Here is a 14615-nt window from a genome sequence, read left to right as displayed (position 1 = left end):
TGATCTGGCGGAAAAGCTGACGTGCGAACCGGAAACCGACATTCGCCACTGCGCAGCGAGTCCGGAACTTTGGGCTCCTTCGAGACCTTCGCTGCCATCTGCTTCAATGACCGGTACGCTCGCAGACCCTTTCCATCAATATGAACTGGCGGCTGCCTGAGAATTCTATCCACTGTCACTTTTTCGAATCCGCATGAGCGCATCGAAGTCGATTTCTTGCTTCTGTTCGTCACTTATATCCGGCCGGGTTTCCGATACCGGTTGGGGCCCTTGGACGTCCCACATCACCGCATGTGAGCCTGTACTCCACCGATAAACCCAGCCAACAACACTGCACCCATCGGTCCCGATCAGATTGGCGATCGCGACGCCCTCACCCCTATCATCGTTCACTGTTTACTGACTTCCTGCACTGTGGCGCTGCGAATTGCGGCGTGGGGTTGCAGAGCGTTCACTACGACCGCGCGCCGGGCTTCTTTGATGTTGGCTAACTGGTCCTCGATGAGGGAATGATCATCGGACCGGGAAAATGGGTTCCCGTGTTCTCAACAATTCATTTGGTTCAAATCCTGTGGTCGGGCTCCGTGGCGGCGTCGACAATCGACAGGACTTCATCTTTGTCAAAGCCAATGACCCTCGCCAGAACTGTAAACTCCACGACGTCGATACGACGCTCGCCACTTTCGAGACGTGCGACAAATGACTGGTGGCGTTTGAGCTTCGCCGCCAACTGCTGCTGGCTAAGACCCGCATTTTGACGTGCATCAACCAACGCACGGACGAGCGCCAACTGGCCATTTGTTCTGATTGTTTTTGCCACGCGTCACATACCTTTTGTGACGTCGCTAGCGGATGAAATCTGTTATCTAAAAAGTAGATATATGAGGGTGTTGTCGGCGTCTGGTTTCCATGGGCTGCAAGTCTGATACTCCCGAGGTTGCCCATCAATCCCCTACCAATTGTAGAAATCGGCCGTAGTCCTCACTGACCTCCCTCGCTTCCTCGAACGCGCGGGCCCGTTCACCGTCGAGGCAACGGAAGTATCTCTGGATATCCTGAATGTAATCTTCGAAGTCGCCGCGGATGATGTCCGCATAGTCCCGCGCGGCCTGCGAATCGCTTGGCAGGAAAGGACGGGATGGCGCAAAGCAGGATTCCGCCAAAACCGGCCCGGGAACGCAGATCAGAAGGACCATTGTCTGCAATAAGCGCAGACCTTTCAACCTGAGGTTTTGCAAGTCCGTTATCTCCTTGATCGCGGACATATGCCGTGACTAGTGTCCGTGAACCAAACTACAGCAAAAGCACGATATTACATCTTGCGGTTGATAATATACTATCGTAACTCTGGGCTTCAAGTGGGAATGCCTGGGGTCGCGCCATTGGAGAAAGCGTGAGCCGGGCCATGAACTGGGACATCGAAGCACCAAATGTGGTTACGGAAGCCAGGTTCCGCGAGCTCGTGGAAAGCGGCTATAGCGCAGAAATCCTGTGCCAGGAGTCGGCACATAAGAAAGGCCCCAGCTATTACGGGGTCTGGATCATGCGCGTTGTCTCTGATGACGGGGTGGAAAAGCTCCTCGTCACCGCCCGCACGCGGACGACCTACAACGATATCAAGATCCGCGAGTTCAAGACGATCTCCGGCGTGGTGTCATTCTTCATTGGCCTTGGCTTTGCGCATGTCGACCTGCCGCTTGAAGCGGGGACAAGCCGGAGCCACAAGCTCGCCCAATCAGACAAGGACGCTGGCAGCTAACCTCGTCTGTCTCTGGCTGGTCGCAGCACCTGCCTCAGCTCAAATGGTCCTGGTCATGGAGAGCGACGGCTCCCTGATCCCGTCCCGCTCCCAAAGCAGCTTTGCTCGAAACTACAATGACGGGATTGGTCAGGGTTCGGCCTCCGATGGGATCGCGATCTTCGGCGAGGTAGAGGCCGAGCAAGAGGGCGTCCAAGTCGCGGCCCTTGCCCGCCCGACTCCCCTGCCCCGCGCCGATGTCCTCTCCGGGATTCAGACCACGGCCTTGCGCTATGCCGGCCATCCCGGCCTGCGTCGCGCGGGGCTTTCCGTGACGGATTGGCTGGCTCTCTATCGGGCGAATATCGAGGTTGAGAGCGCCTATCGGCAGGATGCGATCTCACATGCGGGCGCCATTGGCCTTGGTCAGCTGATGCCAGCGACGGCGCGTGATCTGGGCGTCGACCCGCGTGATCCGCTGCAGAACCTCGACGGCTCCGCCCGCTACCTCGCGATGATGCTGGAGACGTTCGGCGATCCGCATCTGGCGCTGGCGGCCTACAACGCGGGGCCGGACGCCGTGCGCCAACACGGTGGCATTCCCCCTTACCGAGAAACCCAGAACCACGTGGCCCGCGTCATGGCCGTCGTGGCCCGATTGGAAGGATCAAATTCATGAAACAGATTTCAAACCTCTTTGTCGCCTCGCTGGCGCTATTCCTGCTGATTGCCGAACCCGCCCTCGCCCAGAGCATTGATCTCTCCCCGATCCAGAGCCTGTTACAGGGCATCGTCGATGCGCTGACCGGCCCACTTGGCGTTGTCATCGCGACGCTTGCCGTTCTCGGGGTCTTTCTCAGCTGGTTCTTCAACATCATCGATCTGCGCCAGGCGCTCTGGGTCCTCGTGGGCATCGCTGGTGTTGCCGCCGCCCCCACCATCGTTGCCGCGGTCTTTGCCGGTGGCTGAGCGCGCGCCTCTCTTTCTCGGCCTCGTGCGCCCGCCGAAGCTTCTGGGCCTGCCCATCATGTATGCGATGGTCTGGCTCTTCGGTTCGGTGCTCTTGTTCGTCTGGGTCCAGCACATCGGGGTGCTGGGCGTGGCCGCCCTTCTTTATCCGGTGCTGTGGAAGGCCGCGGATTGGGACCCGCGTTTCATCGACGTGATGATGACGGCCCTGCAGGAGACACCGCCCACGCGCAACAGGTCCATCCATGGCGGGGACAGCTATGCCCCGTGATGACGCCCGTGATGCTGCGCTCGATGCCCGCACAATGACGCCAGACTGGTATGCGCGCGAGACCCGCCTCGCGCATATGCTGCCCTATGTGAGCCTCGTCGACGACCAGACCGTGCGGACCCGGGTCAATGAGCTCTTCCGCTGCATCCGGCTCGAGGGGATCAACAGCTACACGACGGACGATGCCTATCTCGACAAGGTGACGGCGCTCTTTGCCCGCATCGTCGCGCAGCTCGGGCCGGAATTCAGCTATTACGTCCACAAGGTCTCCAAGGCCATCACACCGGATCTGGACCCAATTCGTGAGGACAGCTTCGCAGGCGAGGTCGACCGGCGCTGGCGCGCGAAACTCGAGACCAGCGGGCTCCGCGACAAAACACTGACGCTCACCGTCATTCACCGCCCGCCCCCGAAAAGCCTCCTGCCGTTCCTGAGCCGCAGCGCGCCGGACCGACTGAAGGAGGAGACCCGCAAACGCCTGCAGCGCCTCGGTGAGGCCGTGAACGTCTTCCTCTCGGGCCTCACCGAGCTCAAGCCGCGGCTCCTCTCGGCCGCATCAGGCGAGCTGCTGGGGTTTCTGGGCGCGCTTAACACAGGCACCGAGCTGCCGCTCTACCCGGCCAACACCTACGGCTTTCTGTCCTTCAACGTCGCGAATACCCGGGTGACGTTCCACGGCGATCATTTCGAGCTTTCCGAGGGCGTCGTGGGCCATCGCTACGGCAAGAGTTTCACCATCGGGGAATATGCTGAGGCCACCTCCTGCACCATGTTCGACATGCTGAACCTGCCGGTCGACATGATCGTCACCCATTCCTTCACACCGATCAATTCGAACCTCATGGCGGGCCGCATCAAACGACAAAAGCGGCAGATGCAGGCCAGCCAAGACGCGGCCCTCTCGCTCCTGGAAGCACTCGACATCGCGGCCGATGATCTCGAGGCCAAGCGCCAAAGCTTCGGCGAACACCACATGGTCGTGACGCTCTTCTGCGATACGCTGGACGAGCTGCAGACGCTCAGCGCCGAGATCGTGAACGCCGCCGCGACCGAGGGCGTGAAGATGATCGGCGAGCGGGTCGCGGCCAAGGCGCATTACCTCAGCCAGCACCCCGGCAACCAGCCAAAGCGCGTGCGTGCCAGCGCCGTCACCAACCGCAACTTCGCTGATTTCGCAGCCTTCCATCGGACACAGCTCGGCAAACCCGCCGCGAAAACCCCATGGGGCCGGGTCGTCACTTATTTGCCCACGCCGGAGCAGAGCGCCTATCGGTTTTCCTATCACGAGCAAGGCTCGCCCGACAAAGAATCGACAAGCGGCCATACCCTGATCATGGGACGGCCCGGGTCAGGTAAGTCTGTGCTGTCCGCCTTCCTGATGACACAAGCCCGTCGAGCAGGGGCGCGGATCTTCGTCTTCGATTACCGTCTTGGTATGGAGATGGCGGTCCGCGCGAATGGCGGGCGCTACGCGTCCCTGAACGCCGGTCAGCCCACGGGCCTCAACCCGCTCTGGACCGAGACCGATGCCCGCGGCACCGCCTGGCTTTCGGACTGGCTTGCCACCCTGCTCTACCGCGCCGACAAGCCGCTGACCCCGGCGCAGACCAACCGCATCCAGGAGGTCGTGCGCCAGAATTCCCAGGCCTCCGATCCGGCCCTGCGGAACTGGCGGGATTTCGCGTCGCTTTTTGTGTCCACCGATGATGGCGGCGATCTGCACCAGCGCCTGCTCGAGTGGACCGAAGACGGTCGCTATGGCTGGATCTTCGGGCAGAGCCTCGAGGACACCTTCTCGCTCAGGGGCGATGTCGTGGGCTTCGATCTGACCGGCATTCTCGACAGCGAGGCCGACAAGGAACGGATGGCGGTCCTGTCCTATCTTTTCCGCCGGGTCGAACGCGAGATCGAGGATCGCCGCCCCACCATCATCGTGATCGACGAGGCCTGGAAGGCCCTCGATAACGCGTATTTCGCCGAGCGGCTGTCGAACTGGCTGGTGACCGCGCGCAAGCAGAACACCGTCGCGGTGATGATGACGCAATACGCGAGCCAGCTCGAGCGCACCCGGACCGGCAAGACCATCATCGAGGCGGTGCCGACGCAGATCCTGCTACCCAATATCCGCGCGCAGCCTGCGGATTACGCCATGCTGAACCTAACGGAGAAGGAGCTCGACGTCCTTCTCAACACGGGCAGCAACAGCCGTTTGGCGCTGATCCGCGACGATCAGGGCTCGATCGTGGTCGATGCCGATCTCAGTGCTCTCGGGCCCAATCTCACCATCCTCGGCGGCATGGAGAAAGGCGAGGCGCTCGTCGGCTCCGATTACCGCGACCGCCCAGACTTCTGGAGACTCTCATGATTCGCATTTTGTTGCTCCTCACCGCGCTCGGCGCTTTGGCCTCCTGCGCCCAGTATCAGGAACCGCAGGCCAATTGCTTCACGTTCTTGGCCTCGACAACACCCATTGCTCCGGATTGCACTTTCACGCCCCTTGGCACCCCGGATCGCGACATTGAAGTCTAGCCTGCCTCATATCCTGGCCCTTTGCCTGCTGCCTGGCGCCGCCTTATCCCAAGGTGTGCCGACCAATGACAGTGGGCTGACCGCGCGTGATATCGTCGAAACAGGCGATCGCGAGGCCGACTTGGCCCTGCAGGCCGATAAGCTCGCCGTACGCGAGCTCATTGCCGAGATCGAACGCGAGCAACTGGAAACCCTGCAACGCATCCTCGATGCCCAAACCAGCTTCGGCGGTCAGGGCTTGCCGGCTATGGTCTCGGGGCTGGAAAGCGGCAGCGGGGATCCCGACCGCTCGGTGGCAGCGGTCTATGGCACGGGCGAGATAGATCCCAATCCCGGCGGTGCGCAGATGTTCGGCGACGCCGCCGAGAACATCGAGCAGCTCATCATCCGCGTCGCCCAGGAAACCAGCGGCTTTGCGGGAGTTGGCCGCGCAGGGCTCTCCCCCGTCCAGTGGCGCGCGCTGCTGCAAGCGCTCATCTGGCAGGAAAGCCGTTTCACCATTGGGGCACGGTCTCCCGTCGGCGCCTATGGTCTCACCCAGATCATGCCGGGCACCGCCAGCGATCTGGGCATTAACCCGGAATACTATGACAGCCCTTACCTGCAGGTACATGGCGGCGCGCGCTATCTCGCGACCCAGCTCAACACATTCGATGGCAATATCATCAACGCGCTCGCGGCCTATAACGCCGGACCAGGCCGGGTTTTCGAGTATGGCGGCGTGCCGCCCTTCCGCGAGACCCAGCACTACGTCCAGGTGATCCCCGAACGCTATAACCTCTATTTGACCCGTATCGGCGGGATCGAAGCGCTTGGCACGATCGACCCCGCGCTTCTGGCCAATGCCAACCTCTCAATCACCGGGCACGGCGCGGCCTTCTATGGCAACAATTCCCCAGCGGCGATTAGGCAGGCCGCCTTGCGTATTGCGGACATCGTCGAGCGGATTTCCGAAACCGAGGACGTGCAGGAGAGCGTCGCGCTTAACACCTATGCCCGCGCCGAACTCGTGCGCCTCGTCGCTGCACGCATCCGGCTTCAGGCTGCACGCACCCGAGTCCTCTCTGCCGAGGAGCTGGCCCAGGCCAGCGCCCGCATGGCAGAGGGCGCGTTCATGGACTTTACGATCAGGGAGATTGAATGATGGGACATCTGCTCTTGAGGACAGCTTTGGTCACAACGCTTGGCATTGGCTTGCAGTTCAGCGCCCTACCCCCTGTCGCAGCACAAGGCGTGCCCGTCGTCGATACCCAGAACATCGCGCAAAACATCCAGCAGCTCCGGCAGATGATCGAGGACGAGATTCTGCAAAACGAGCAGCTGACGCAGCTCCGCGAACAGCTCGGCCTTCTCACGGATCAACTTGCCGAGCTGCAGCGCACCTACGAGGCCCTCACCCGCCTTGCCGAGCTTCCAGAAATCATTCGCACCGAGATGGAAGACGAACTCAATGGCCTGCTCGACCAGGAGTTCGGGGACATCCTCGCCACGATTGAGGCGATCAAGACTGGGGATTTCTCCGGCCTGTCCGGCTCTGGCGCAGGCGAAATCGAAACCCAGATGGACCGGGTGCTGGCCGACCTCGGCTTTGACGAGGACACCCTCTCGGAAATGGCCGCGAGCGGCAATCCCGGCGCCAACCGCGTGGCGACGCAGGCCACCACCGGTGCGCTCGTCTCGGCGGCGGCCCAGAACAGCTATGAGGACGCCGGCCAATCGCTCGAGCGGGTAGACCGCCTTGTCGGGCTCATCGACGACATGGACGAACTCAAGGAAAGCATCGATCTCAACACGCGCGTGACCGCGGAGCTCGCCATTGCGCTGGTCGCAATGTGGCAACTCGAAGCGGTGCAGACCGTGGGCGACGGCACCGGCGGCGTGATCGATGCCGCCACCATCGCGGAAGAGCAGCGCTTCATGGATTTCACCTTGCCGGACCTCCGGGCAGACTAAGACGTTTCGAAATTGATCCCCAAAAACAAATATCGGTTTTCGCGTTCGAGCGCAGCGAGAGGCAGCGAAGAACCGCTTCAACTCATTTCGAAACGCCGAGCGGGGGCATGAATGGTGGCGACTGAACAAGAAATCATCGAGGAAGAACTGGTCTACGGTGCCCTGCGCCGTGAACGGCTTTGGCAGCGTCTTGGCCTGATAGGCCTTGTCTTCGGCATCATCGGCTGTCTGAGCGCGGCAGCTGTCTCGATCCTCGATGTCGATCCGCCTCCCGTCGTTGTCCCCTATGATCCCGCCACCGGCTTTGCACTCCCCGAAGCCTCGGTGGGCGCTTCCTCGGTGACCGCCAACCAGGCGATCATCGAGGCGGAAGTGTTCCGCTATGTGACCGACCGCGAGGTCTACAACCAGCTCGACAACGACCTGCGCATCCGCAGCGTCCTGCGCCGCTCTGACGGGGCTGCCGAGAGCGGGCTGCGCCAGATCTGGAACAGCGCAAATGAAAACTATCCGCCGACCATCTATGGCCCCAATGCCCGGCTCGACGTGGAAATCCTCAGCATCAACCGGATCGGCACCAACCGCGCCACGGTGCGCCTGCGCAAGCGTCTGACCTCCATCAACGGCACCCAAACCGGCCTCTTCACTGCGACGCTTCTCTTCGAGTTCCGCCCGGAGACCCGCCGCTCCATCGACGAGGTCTGGACCAATCCATTCGGCTTCACCGTCCTCGAATATTCCATCCGCTCCGACAGATTGGAGAACTGACGTTGTTGTTTATAAGATCGCTTATTTTTGTCATTGCCCTGTTGCCCGGTCTCGCCTCTGCCGAAGCCATCCCGCGTGGCGGTCCCAACGACAGCCGGGTGCGCTTGGCCACCTACCAGGAGGGTCAGGTTTACCGTCTCAGCGTGTCGCTCACCCATGTGACCACCATCGAGTTCGGCGAGGGCGAAAGCATCCGCTCGATCATCGCGGGCGACACGGAAGGGTTTGAGATCGACGGCGTCCCGGGCGGTCAGGCCTTCGCGATCAAGCCTGTGGCGCGCGGGGTGCATACCAATGTGACAGTCTATACGAACCGCCGGAGCTACTACTTCAACGTCGAGGAGGTCCGCAGCCCGACCTTCTACGTGGTGCAGTTCCGCTACCCCGAGGACGATGCGCGCCCGACCCGGGCCATCGCCGCCCAAGCACCAAACTACAATTACGGTGCCAGCGCGCGGACCGAGTTCACGCCAACCCGCATCTGGGATGACGGGACGTTCACGTATTTCGCCTTTCCAAGAAACGCGCCTGTGCCCGCGATCTTCCGCTACGCGGGCGGCCGCGAGCGCACGGTCAACACACAAGCCACCGAGGACGGAGTGATCCGGGTCTCCGGGGTGAACAGGCAATGGGTGTTGAGGATCGGGGAAGAGGTTGTCTGTATCGAGGCAACACCGCCTGCGGGGGTAGGATCATGAGCGACACCGGAAACGCGGACCTCGAGAAACGTCTCGCCGCCCTCGAGCAAGGCAAAGGCTCAGGTTCGCCCCCTGCCCCGCGACGTTCACCGCTGCTCGCACTGGTCGTTGTCCTCGTGATCGGCGCGGGCGGTTTACTGCTCTATTTCATGTCCCAACCCGAGGAAGAGGAAGCCCTGCCCACGGCCACGCCGGACGTGTTCCAGAACGAGGGCGACGGCTTCGGCGCCATCGAAACCCTACCTCCACCCGAGCCCGAAGTGGTTCTGGTCGCGCCCGAGCCCGTCGAGCCCAATGCCGAGCTTCTGGCGCAGCTCGCCGCCCTACAGGCCCAGATCGAGGAATTGCGCAACGCACCTGAACCCGTGGTCGAGGAAGACACCGCTGCCGCAGAGGCGATTGACGCGCTGACCGCGCAGATCGCGGCCCTGCAAGCCGCGTCGGAAACCGCGCAACAGCAGTTTCGCGATGAGCTCACGGCGCGCGACCGCGAACTGGAGCAACTCCGCATGGACCTTGAGCTCGCGCAGCTTGAGGCCAACCGGCCCCTTCCGGCACCCATCGGGCCCACCGAGGACGAGTTACGCGCGCGGGAAGAAGAGCGGCTCCGGCGCGAGGAAGAAGCAAGACGGCTCGCGGAACTTGAACGCCGCGCAGAAGAGGAGCGTGCGTTTCAGGAGCGCCGCATTACCTCGCCAACCATCGCCTTTGGCGGCACCTCGGGCGCGAATGAGACGGCCTTGACCGAGCGGACTTTTGGGGAAGTGACGGATTTCGTGCTGAACGGTGCGTTGCCCTCCACCGTGACGCAGGCCGAGGTGATCGCCAATCCCTCCAACACCATCATCCAGGGCACCATGATCCAGGCCGTCATGGAAACCGCCCTCGACAGCTCCCTGCCCGGCCAGACCCGTGCCGTGGTGTCCGAGGATGTCTACAGCGTCGATGGCGCGCGCCTCTTGATCCCCCGCGGATCGCGTCTCATCGGGCGCTACCGCGCTGGCGTCGATATCGCGCAGCGCCGCGTCACGATCGCCTGGGACCGGATCATCCTGCCCGCGGGCCAAACCGTCCAGATCAGCTCCTTCGGAGGTGATGAACTGGGCCGTTCTGGCGTCACCGGCCTCATAGACACGCGCTTTGCCGAGCGTTTCGGGTCGGCCGCCCTGATCTCGCTGATTTCCGCCGCACCCAGTGCCGCCGCCTCCGAGGTCCAGGATGAGACTGGCGCCGACGCTCTCGAAGACGTTGGCGATGATCTGGCAGATGCCACGGATAGCGTCATAGGCGATTACCTCTCCATCGGCCCCGTCATCTATGTCGACCAGGGCGCCCGCGTCACGGTCATGGTCGATCGCGATCTGGAGATATTCTGAGCCCATGTCGCTGAGCTATCTCGAAACCTCGCTCGACCGGATCGACGCCGCCGCTCGCGACGATGTCATCGAGATCTGCATCAACCCTGATGGCACCTGCTGGGGCGAATTCCAGGGCGATCACTTCATGCGCGCGCTGGACCAGAGGCTGACCGGCGTTCAGGTCAGGGACCTCGGCAACCAGATCGCCTCCTCGGCCAATACCACGATGAGCAAGGACCGCCCCATCGTCTCGGTCTCGATCACCTACAAGGGTCGACCGATCAGGGCGCAGGTCATCACCCCGCCCGCCGTGCTCTCGGCCATGTCGATCAGCCTGCGGTTCTTCTCGAGCCTGCCACTCGAGGGCATCGCACTCGATTTCCTCTACGGAAAAGAGCGCAAGCTCGAAGACCTGCGCGTGGAAAAAAAGCGTGCCTTGCGCGCAGTGGTGGCCGCGGGTTTGATCGATGATGCGCTCGCCTTCTGCGTCGAGAACAAACTCAACATGATCGTCTCGGGCGGCACCTCCACCGGCAAGACCGTAGCCGCGCGCAAGATCCTTTCTCACGTGCCGTCCGAGGAACGCATCGTCACCATCGAAGAAGCCGCCGAGCTTCTGCCGACCCAGCCAAATGCCGTGACCCTCATCGCCAATCGCGACGCGGAATTCCAGACCGCCGATGTGCTTCTCACCGCCACGCTGCGCATGCGCCCCGACCGGATCATCCTGGGCGAGGTCCGCGGCAAGGAGGCCATGACCTTTCTGGAAGCCATCAACACCGGCCATGGCGGCTCGATGACCACGCTGCATGCCGAAACCCCGCAATTGGCCGTGCAGCGGCTTGCGATCGCAGCACTGAAGACAGAGATCCCAATGACCTATGCCGACATGATCCAGTACATCGAGAACTCCATCGACGTGATCATCCAGGCCGGTCGCCACGACGGCAAGCGCGGTATCACGGAATTCTACCTCCCCGGCGCAACTGAGATTGGAACTTCCTCATGAAGACCTTTGAATACGATATCCTGTTCTTTGAGGTGAAAAAACAAAAGGACTACGACGCGATGCGAAGCGCCTTGAATGAGCGCGGCGCGGAGGGGTGGGAAGTCATCACCGCCGAAGCGGGTGACTACGGCTACACCACGTTCTTGAAGCGTGAAACTGTTGCGACGAAGGCGGCTTCAGAATGATGCGGGTCGTTGCAACGGCAGGCCTGCTCGTCGCTCTCTGCCCAACCGCTGGCGTGGCCGAGCGGAACCTGGTCCCAACGCTCGACAATCAGCCGGATGTCTGCCCAGACCAGCCTCCCGAGCCACAGTGGATGCAAGACATCGATGTACGCGAGTCCCACAAACGGCTCCTGATCCAACAAATCTATCGGGCGCAGAGTATGCAACGCATCGTTGAAGCCCAAAGCTGTGAATGTCCCACGCGGTATCCATCTTGGGCAGCAGCCGAACGCGTATACGTTGAGCGTTTCGCCTCGTCCGAATACTGGGACATCGTGGAAGCGACGTCCCAATACCGGCGCCAAGCAAATGAGCTTCGACGCAAAGCCATGCCAATCTGCGAAGCCGCTGGAAACTGGTAGGGATCCATGAGTGTCGTCACCTACTTCGTGGAAACGGCCGAAGGCTATCTCAATACCGCTGCCGAGACGCAATTCGGCGCGGTCGCAGCAACGGTGGGCACGTTGCTGGTTCTGGGCACAACACTGGTTGTCATTCTGGTTTTCATCAACATGATCTACCAGTATCGCGCCATGGACGGCCGAACTGCCTTTTGGCTGGCCGTGAAGGTCGGGCTGATAGGAGTCTTCGCGGCCAATTGGGTCCAGTTCAATGCGCTTGCCTCAGCGATACTGAATGGGATCGACAGCATTGCCGGGGCCCTTGTGGCCTCTGTCGGCGGCGGATCACCAGGTCCGTCCGGTACCTTTGCAGAGGAATTCGACGAACTGATCGCAGCCCTCGGGGACTATCTGAACGCGGCGGGATCTGAGCTAAACTGGATGGCCGGTGCCTTGCTGGACACGCTCGGCGTGCTACTGCTCTCAATTTTGGGCGGGTTGGCAGCGTTCATTGTTGTGGCGTCACGGCTCATGATCGCTCTTCTAATCGGCATTGCGCCGGTCATGATCTTCCTGACCCTTTTCGAGGTGACCAAGGACTACTTCGCGCGCTGGCTTTCGGCACTCATATCCTTTGCGATGTATCCGATCGTCGTCGCTGGCGTGTTCGCGACGATCACGGGGGTTTCTCGGGCTCTTCTTGCCGAACTGGGCGACCCGGAGGGAGCCTCGAACATAGGGGCCCTTATCCCATTTTTCATGATGGTGCTGATGGCAAAAGGCTTCATCATTGCAACGCCCTTTTTGGTTCGGGCAATTTCCGGCAACATCATGATGCCGGCACTTTCGGCAGGGTTCGGGGGGAGCTATGCGTTCGCCAGAGGGCTGGCAGGTAGCCAACAGGTTTACAACCGTTACGCCATCGGGGGTGCAACCGGGGCTGAATACGCAGCCCTTCGAGCGCGACAATTCTTCGGTGTGCAAGCGTTGCCAAGCCGGCCCAACACAGCGGGTGGGCCAACTGCATCTCCTGCCGGCGACGGGACCGGAACTGGCGCTCGGATGCTGGCACAGCTTTCTAGGTTGGGGAGATTAGGCAGACGGTAAGGATTGTCTAGTCTACCGACTTGTTTCACGCACCCAACCGTCTTGATCGAGAGCATGCTAATCCTTCGCAACAAGCGTTCTATGACGAAACGGAAGCAAATTCTGCTTTCAAGGTGGCGCGTTATTCAGAACCACCGTAACCTGCCAGCAATTGTTCCAGAACGATTGAGAGGGCAGCGAGCAGGCCATGTCATCCGATACAGACATTGATTTGGATTCGCCGGGCCTTGCATTTTCCAAACTTCTAATGCTTGCGAAGCCCGGGAGGGTAAAGGCGCTTCTTCCTGACGAAATGCTCGACATTCTGGATGGGTTAGAACCGGGTTTCAGCACTTCTGAGAAATTGACTGCGTTGGCAGTGAACATGCTGGATCCTACCGAGACGCTGCAGAACGATACGTTGCGGGACTCCGTGATTTCTCTGATGCCGCTGAAGAAGGCGCGCGAGCTTTGCACAAAACTCGGGACTCCAGCCGGGCGAAACCCTTTCGATGATGCACTGAAGCTCGCGTCGGACGAAGAGAACTTCCCAGCATTGCTTTCCTTTTTTGGGGTCATCGATGACCCGACTGCCCCAGGGGCGCAGCTACCAGGAAATGATCGCTCGCCCGTCGGCTATGGGCTCTTTGAGCATCAGCGAGTGGCGGCAAGGCGCACTGAACGGATGCTCTTCGAGGGCCCCCACCGTGGTGTCCTGCACATGCCAACAGGCGCGGGAAAAACACGTACCGCAATGCACCTTGTCGCATCCCACCTGAGCGCCAGTGAGCCGACACTGGTCGTATGGCTCGCCCAGAACATAGAGCTTCTCGATCAAGCCGCAGATGAGTTTCAGAAGTCGTGGCGCTTCCTTGGCAACAGGGATGTCGGGCTTTGGCGGCTTTGGGGAAACAAGCGTGTCGATCTTGCCAACGCCAAGGACGGGCTAGTTGTCGCTGGCTTAGGTAAAATGTCAGCATTGGAAAAGAACTCGGTGAGTGAATTGCTCACTTTGGCTGACCGAGTATCTTTGGTCATCATCGACGAGGCACACCAAGCGATCGCTCCAACATATCGCTCTGTACTTGACGCCCTAGCAACAAAACGGGCGACGACGCGTCTCCTTGGCCTTACGGCCACTCCCGGACGAACCTGGGATGATTTGAGCAAAGACGAAGAGCTCTCCGAATTCTTCGGTCGTGAAAAGGTAATGTTGGAAATCGAAGGCCACCCCGACCCAGTCACATATCTGATGGAAGAAGGCTATCTTGCCCGTCCGCACTTCCGGACTCTGAATGTGCAGGCCGGACTCGACTTGTCACAAGAGGACATGAAGGGCCTGTCACAGGCGATTGATGTGCCGGGGGACGTTCTGGAGCGACTAGGTCAAAGCACACAAAGAAACCTCAGGATAATTTCAGAGTGCGAGCATCTCGTGTCATCCCATCGCCGCGTCATTGTCTTTGCCCCATCGGTTGCCAACGCTAGGATGCTGGCAGCCATCATGGTCGCACGCGGCACCGAAGCACTTGTCGTCACCGGAGAATCCGCTCCGGCGGCTCGCGAACGGGCAATTCGACGCTTCAAGAGCCAAGCTGTTGATTGTCACTGAGAACTGACCCGGTATTTTCACCGAGATTTGACCCACCCTCAGTTATGCGTCGTGGTTTA

At 60.8% G+C, this 14615-nt stretch carries 18 protein-coding genes; 15 read left to right on the top strand and 3 right to left on the bottom strand.

The genetic code is table 11. From position 1 onward, the window contains the following. Positions 1 to 165: 165 nt before the first annotated feature. The 3 genes from ACGYLA_RS18710 to ACGYLA_RS18700 all read right to left on the bottom strand — a co-directional run bounded on the left by ACGYLA_RS18710 (position 166) and on the right by ACGYLA_RS18700 (position 1196). The gene (locus tag ACGYLA_RS18710; RefSeq protein WP_065323586.1) at positions 166 to 393 is read right to left on the bottom strand and encodes a hypothetical protein; all 228 of its coding nucleotides are present in this window, start codon (positions 391 to 393) and stop codon (positions 166 to 168) included. A 169-nt stretch (positions 394 to 562) separates the two neighbouring features. Then, entirely contained in the window at positions 563 to 820 is a 258-nt protein-coding gene (locus ACGYLA_RS18705) for a multiprotein-bridging factor 1 family protein (protein ID WP_394404495.1), read from the bottom strand. Between the two features lie 124 nt (positions 821 to 944). Next, entirely contained in the window at positions 945 to 1196 is a 252-nt protein-coding gene (locus tag ACGYLA_RS18700; protein ID WP_394404497.1) for a hypothetical protein, read from the bottom strand. A 209-nt stretch (positions 1197 to 1405) separates the two neighbouring features. Between ACGYLA_RS18700 and ACGYLA_RS18695 the strand changes: the two genes are divergently transcribed. The 15 genes from ACGYLA_RS18695 (at position 1406) to ACGYLA_RS18625 (ending at position 14556) form a co-directional block, all read left to right on the top strand. Then, positions 1406 to 1759: a hypothetical protein gene (locus ACGYLA_RS18695; RefSeq protein ID WP_043772484.1), complete on the top strand. Its 354-nt coding sequence runs from the start codon at positions 1406 to 1408 to the stop codon at positions 1757 to 1759. A 43-nt stretch (positions 1760 to 1802) separates the two neighbouring features. Then, positions 1803 to 2417 (top strand): lytic transglycosylase domain-containing protein, encoded by a 615-nt coding sequence (locus ACGYLA_RS18690; RefSeq protein ID WP_394404494.1) that lies wholly within the window; start codon positions 1803 to 1805, stop codon positions 2415 to 2417. Next, a complete protein-coding gene (locus ACGYLA_RS18685) occupies positions 2414 to 2707 on the top strand; it encodes a TrbC/VirB2 family protein (RefSeq protein ID WP_009503803.1) in 294 nt (97 codons plus the stop codon). Before ACGYLA_RS18690 ends, ACGYLA_RS18685 begins: the two co-directional genes overlap by 4 nt. Continuing rightward, positions 2700 to 2978: a type IV secretion system protein VirB3 gene (locus ACGYLA_RS18680; protein ID WP_043772477.1), complete on the top strand. Its 279-nt coding sequence runs from the start codon at positions 2700 to 2702 to the stop codon at positions 2976 to 2978. The genes ACGYLA_RS18685 and ACGYLA_RS18680 overlap by 8 nt, the downstream gene beginning before the upstream one ends. Continuing rightward, complete coding sequence (locus tag ACGYLA_RS18675; RefSeq protein ID WP_394434475.1) at positions 2968 to 5343, top strand: type IV secretion system protein B4; 2376 nt, start codon at positions 2968 to 2970, stop codon at positions 5341 to 5343. The genes ACGYLA_RS18680 and ACGYLA_RS18675 overlap by 11 nt, the downstream gene beginning before the upstream one ends. Continuing rightward, the gene (locus tag ACGYLA_RS18670) at positions 5340 to 5507 is read left to right on the top strand and encodes a hypothetical protein (protein ID WP_394434473.1); all 168 of its coding nucleotides are present in this window, start codon (positions 5340 to 5342) and stop codon (positions 5505 to 5507) included. The genes ACGYLA_RS18675 and ACGYLA_RS18670 overlap by 4 nt, the downstream gene beginning before the upstream one ends. Before the next feature lie 55 nt (positions 5508 to 5562). Then, positions 5563 to 6651 (top strand): lytic transglycosylase domain-containing protein, encoded by a 1089-nt coding sequence (locus ACGYLA_RS18665; protein ID WP_394434471.1) that lies wholly within the window; start codon positions 5563 to 5565, stop codon positions 6649 to 6651. Further along, positions 6651 to 7460: a type IV secretion system protein gene (locus ACGYLA_RS18660; RefSeq protein ID WP_394434477.1), complete on the top strand. Its 810-nt coding sequence runs from the start codon at positions 6651 to 6653 to the stop codon at positions 7458 to 7460. The genes ACGYLA_RS18665 and ACGYLA_RS18660 overlap by 1 nt, the downstream gene beginning before the upstream one ends. Positions 7461 to 7571: 111 nt before the next feature. Continuing rightward, complete coding sequence (locus ACGYLA_RS18655; RefSeq protein WP_394434469.1) at positions 7572 to 8228, top strand: virB8 family protein; 657 nt, start codon at positions 7572 to 7574, stop codon at positions 8226 to 8228. 2 nt (positions 8229 to 8230) lie between these two features. Further along, positions 8231 to 8926 (top strand): TrbG/VirB9 family P-type conjugative transfer protein, encoded by a 696-nt coding sequence (locus tag ACGYLA_RS18650; RefSeq protein ID WP_394434467.1) that lies wholly within the window; start codon positions 8231 to 8233, stop codon positions 8924 to 8926. Then, positions 8923 to 10302 (top strand): TrbI/VirB10 family protein, encoded by a 1380-nt coding sequence (locus ACGYLA_RS18645; protein ID WP_295039537.1) that lies wholly within the window; start codon positions 8923 to 8925, stop codon positions 10300 to 10302. The genes ACGYLA_RS18650 and ACGYLA_RS18645 overlap by 4 nt, the downstream gene beginning before the upstream one ends. 4 nt (positions 10303 to 10306) lie before the next feature. Then, on the top strand, positions 10307 to 11293 hold the full coding sequence (locus ACGYLA_RS18640; RefSeq protein ID WP_295039539.1) for an ATPase, T2SS/T4P/T4SS family: 987 nt from the start codon (positions 10307 to 10309) through the stop codon (positions 11291 to 11293). After that, positions 11290 to 11478, top strand: a complete 189-nt coding sequence (locus tag ACGYLA_RS18635) for a hypothetical protein (protein ID WP_057821914.1) — start codon at positions 11290 to 11292, stop codon at positions 11476 to 11478. The genes ACGYLA_RS18640 and ACGYLA_RS18635 overlap by 4 nt, the downstream gene beginning before the upstream one ends. Positions 11479 to 11885: 407 nt before the next feature. Further along, entirely contained in the window at positions 11886 to 12965 is a 1080-nt protein-coding gene (locus ACGYLA_RS18630; protein ID WP_271423251.1) for a type IV secretion system protein, read from the top strand. 187 nt (positions 12966 to 13152) lie between these two features. Beyond that, entirely contained in the window at positions 13153 to 14556 is a 1404-nt protein-coding gene (locus tag ACGYLA_RS18625) for a DEAD/DEAH box helicase (protein WP_394434463.1), read from the top strand. Positions 14557 to 14615 lie beyond the last annotated feature (59 nt).

The sequence above is a fragment of the Sulfitobacter sp. 1A13679 genome (assembly GCF_043557115.1).
Classification (GTDB): Bacteria; Pseudomonadota; Alphaproteobacteria; order Rhodobacterales; family Rhodobacteraceae; genus Sulfitobacter; species Sulfitobacter faviae.
The sequence above is the reverse complement of the archived record's forward strand: the minus strand, read 5'-3'. Positions and strand labels throughout refer to the sequence as shown.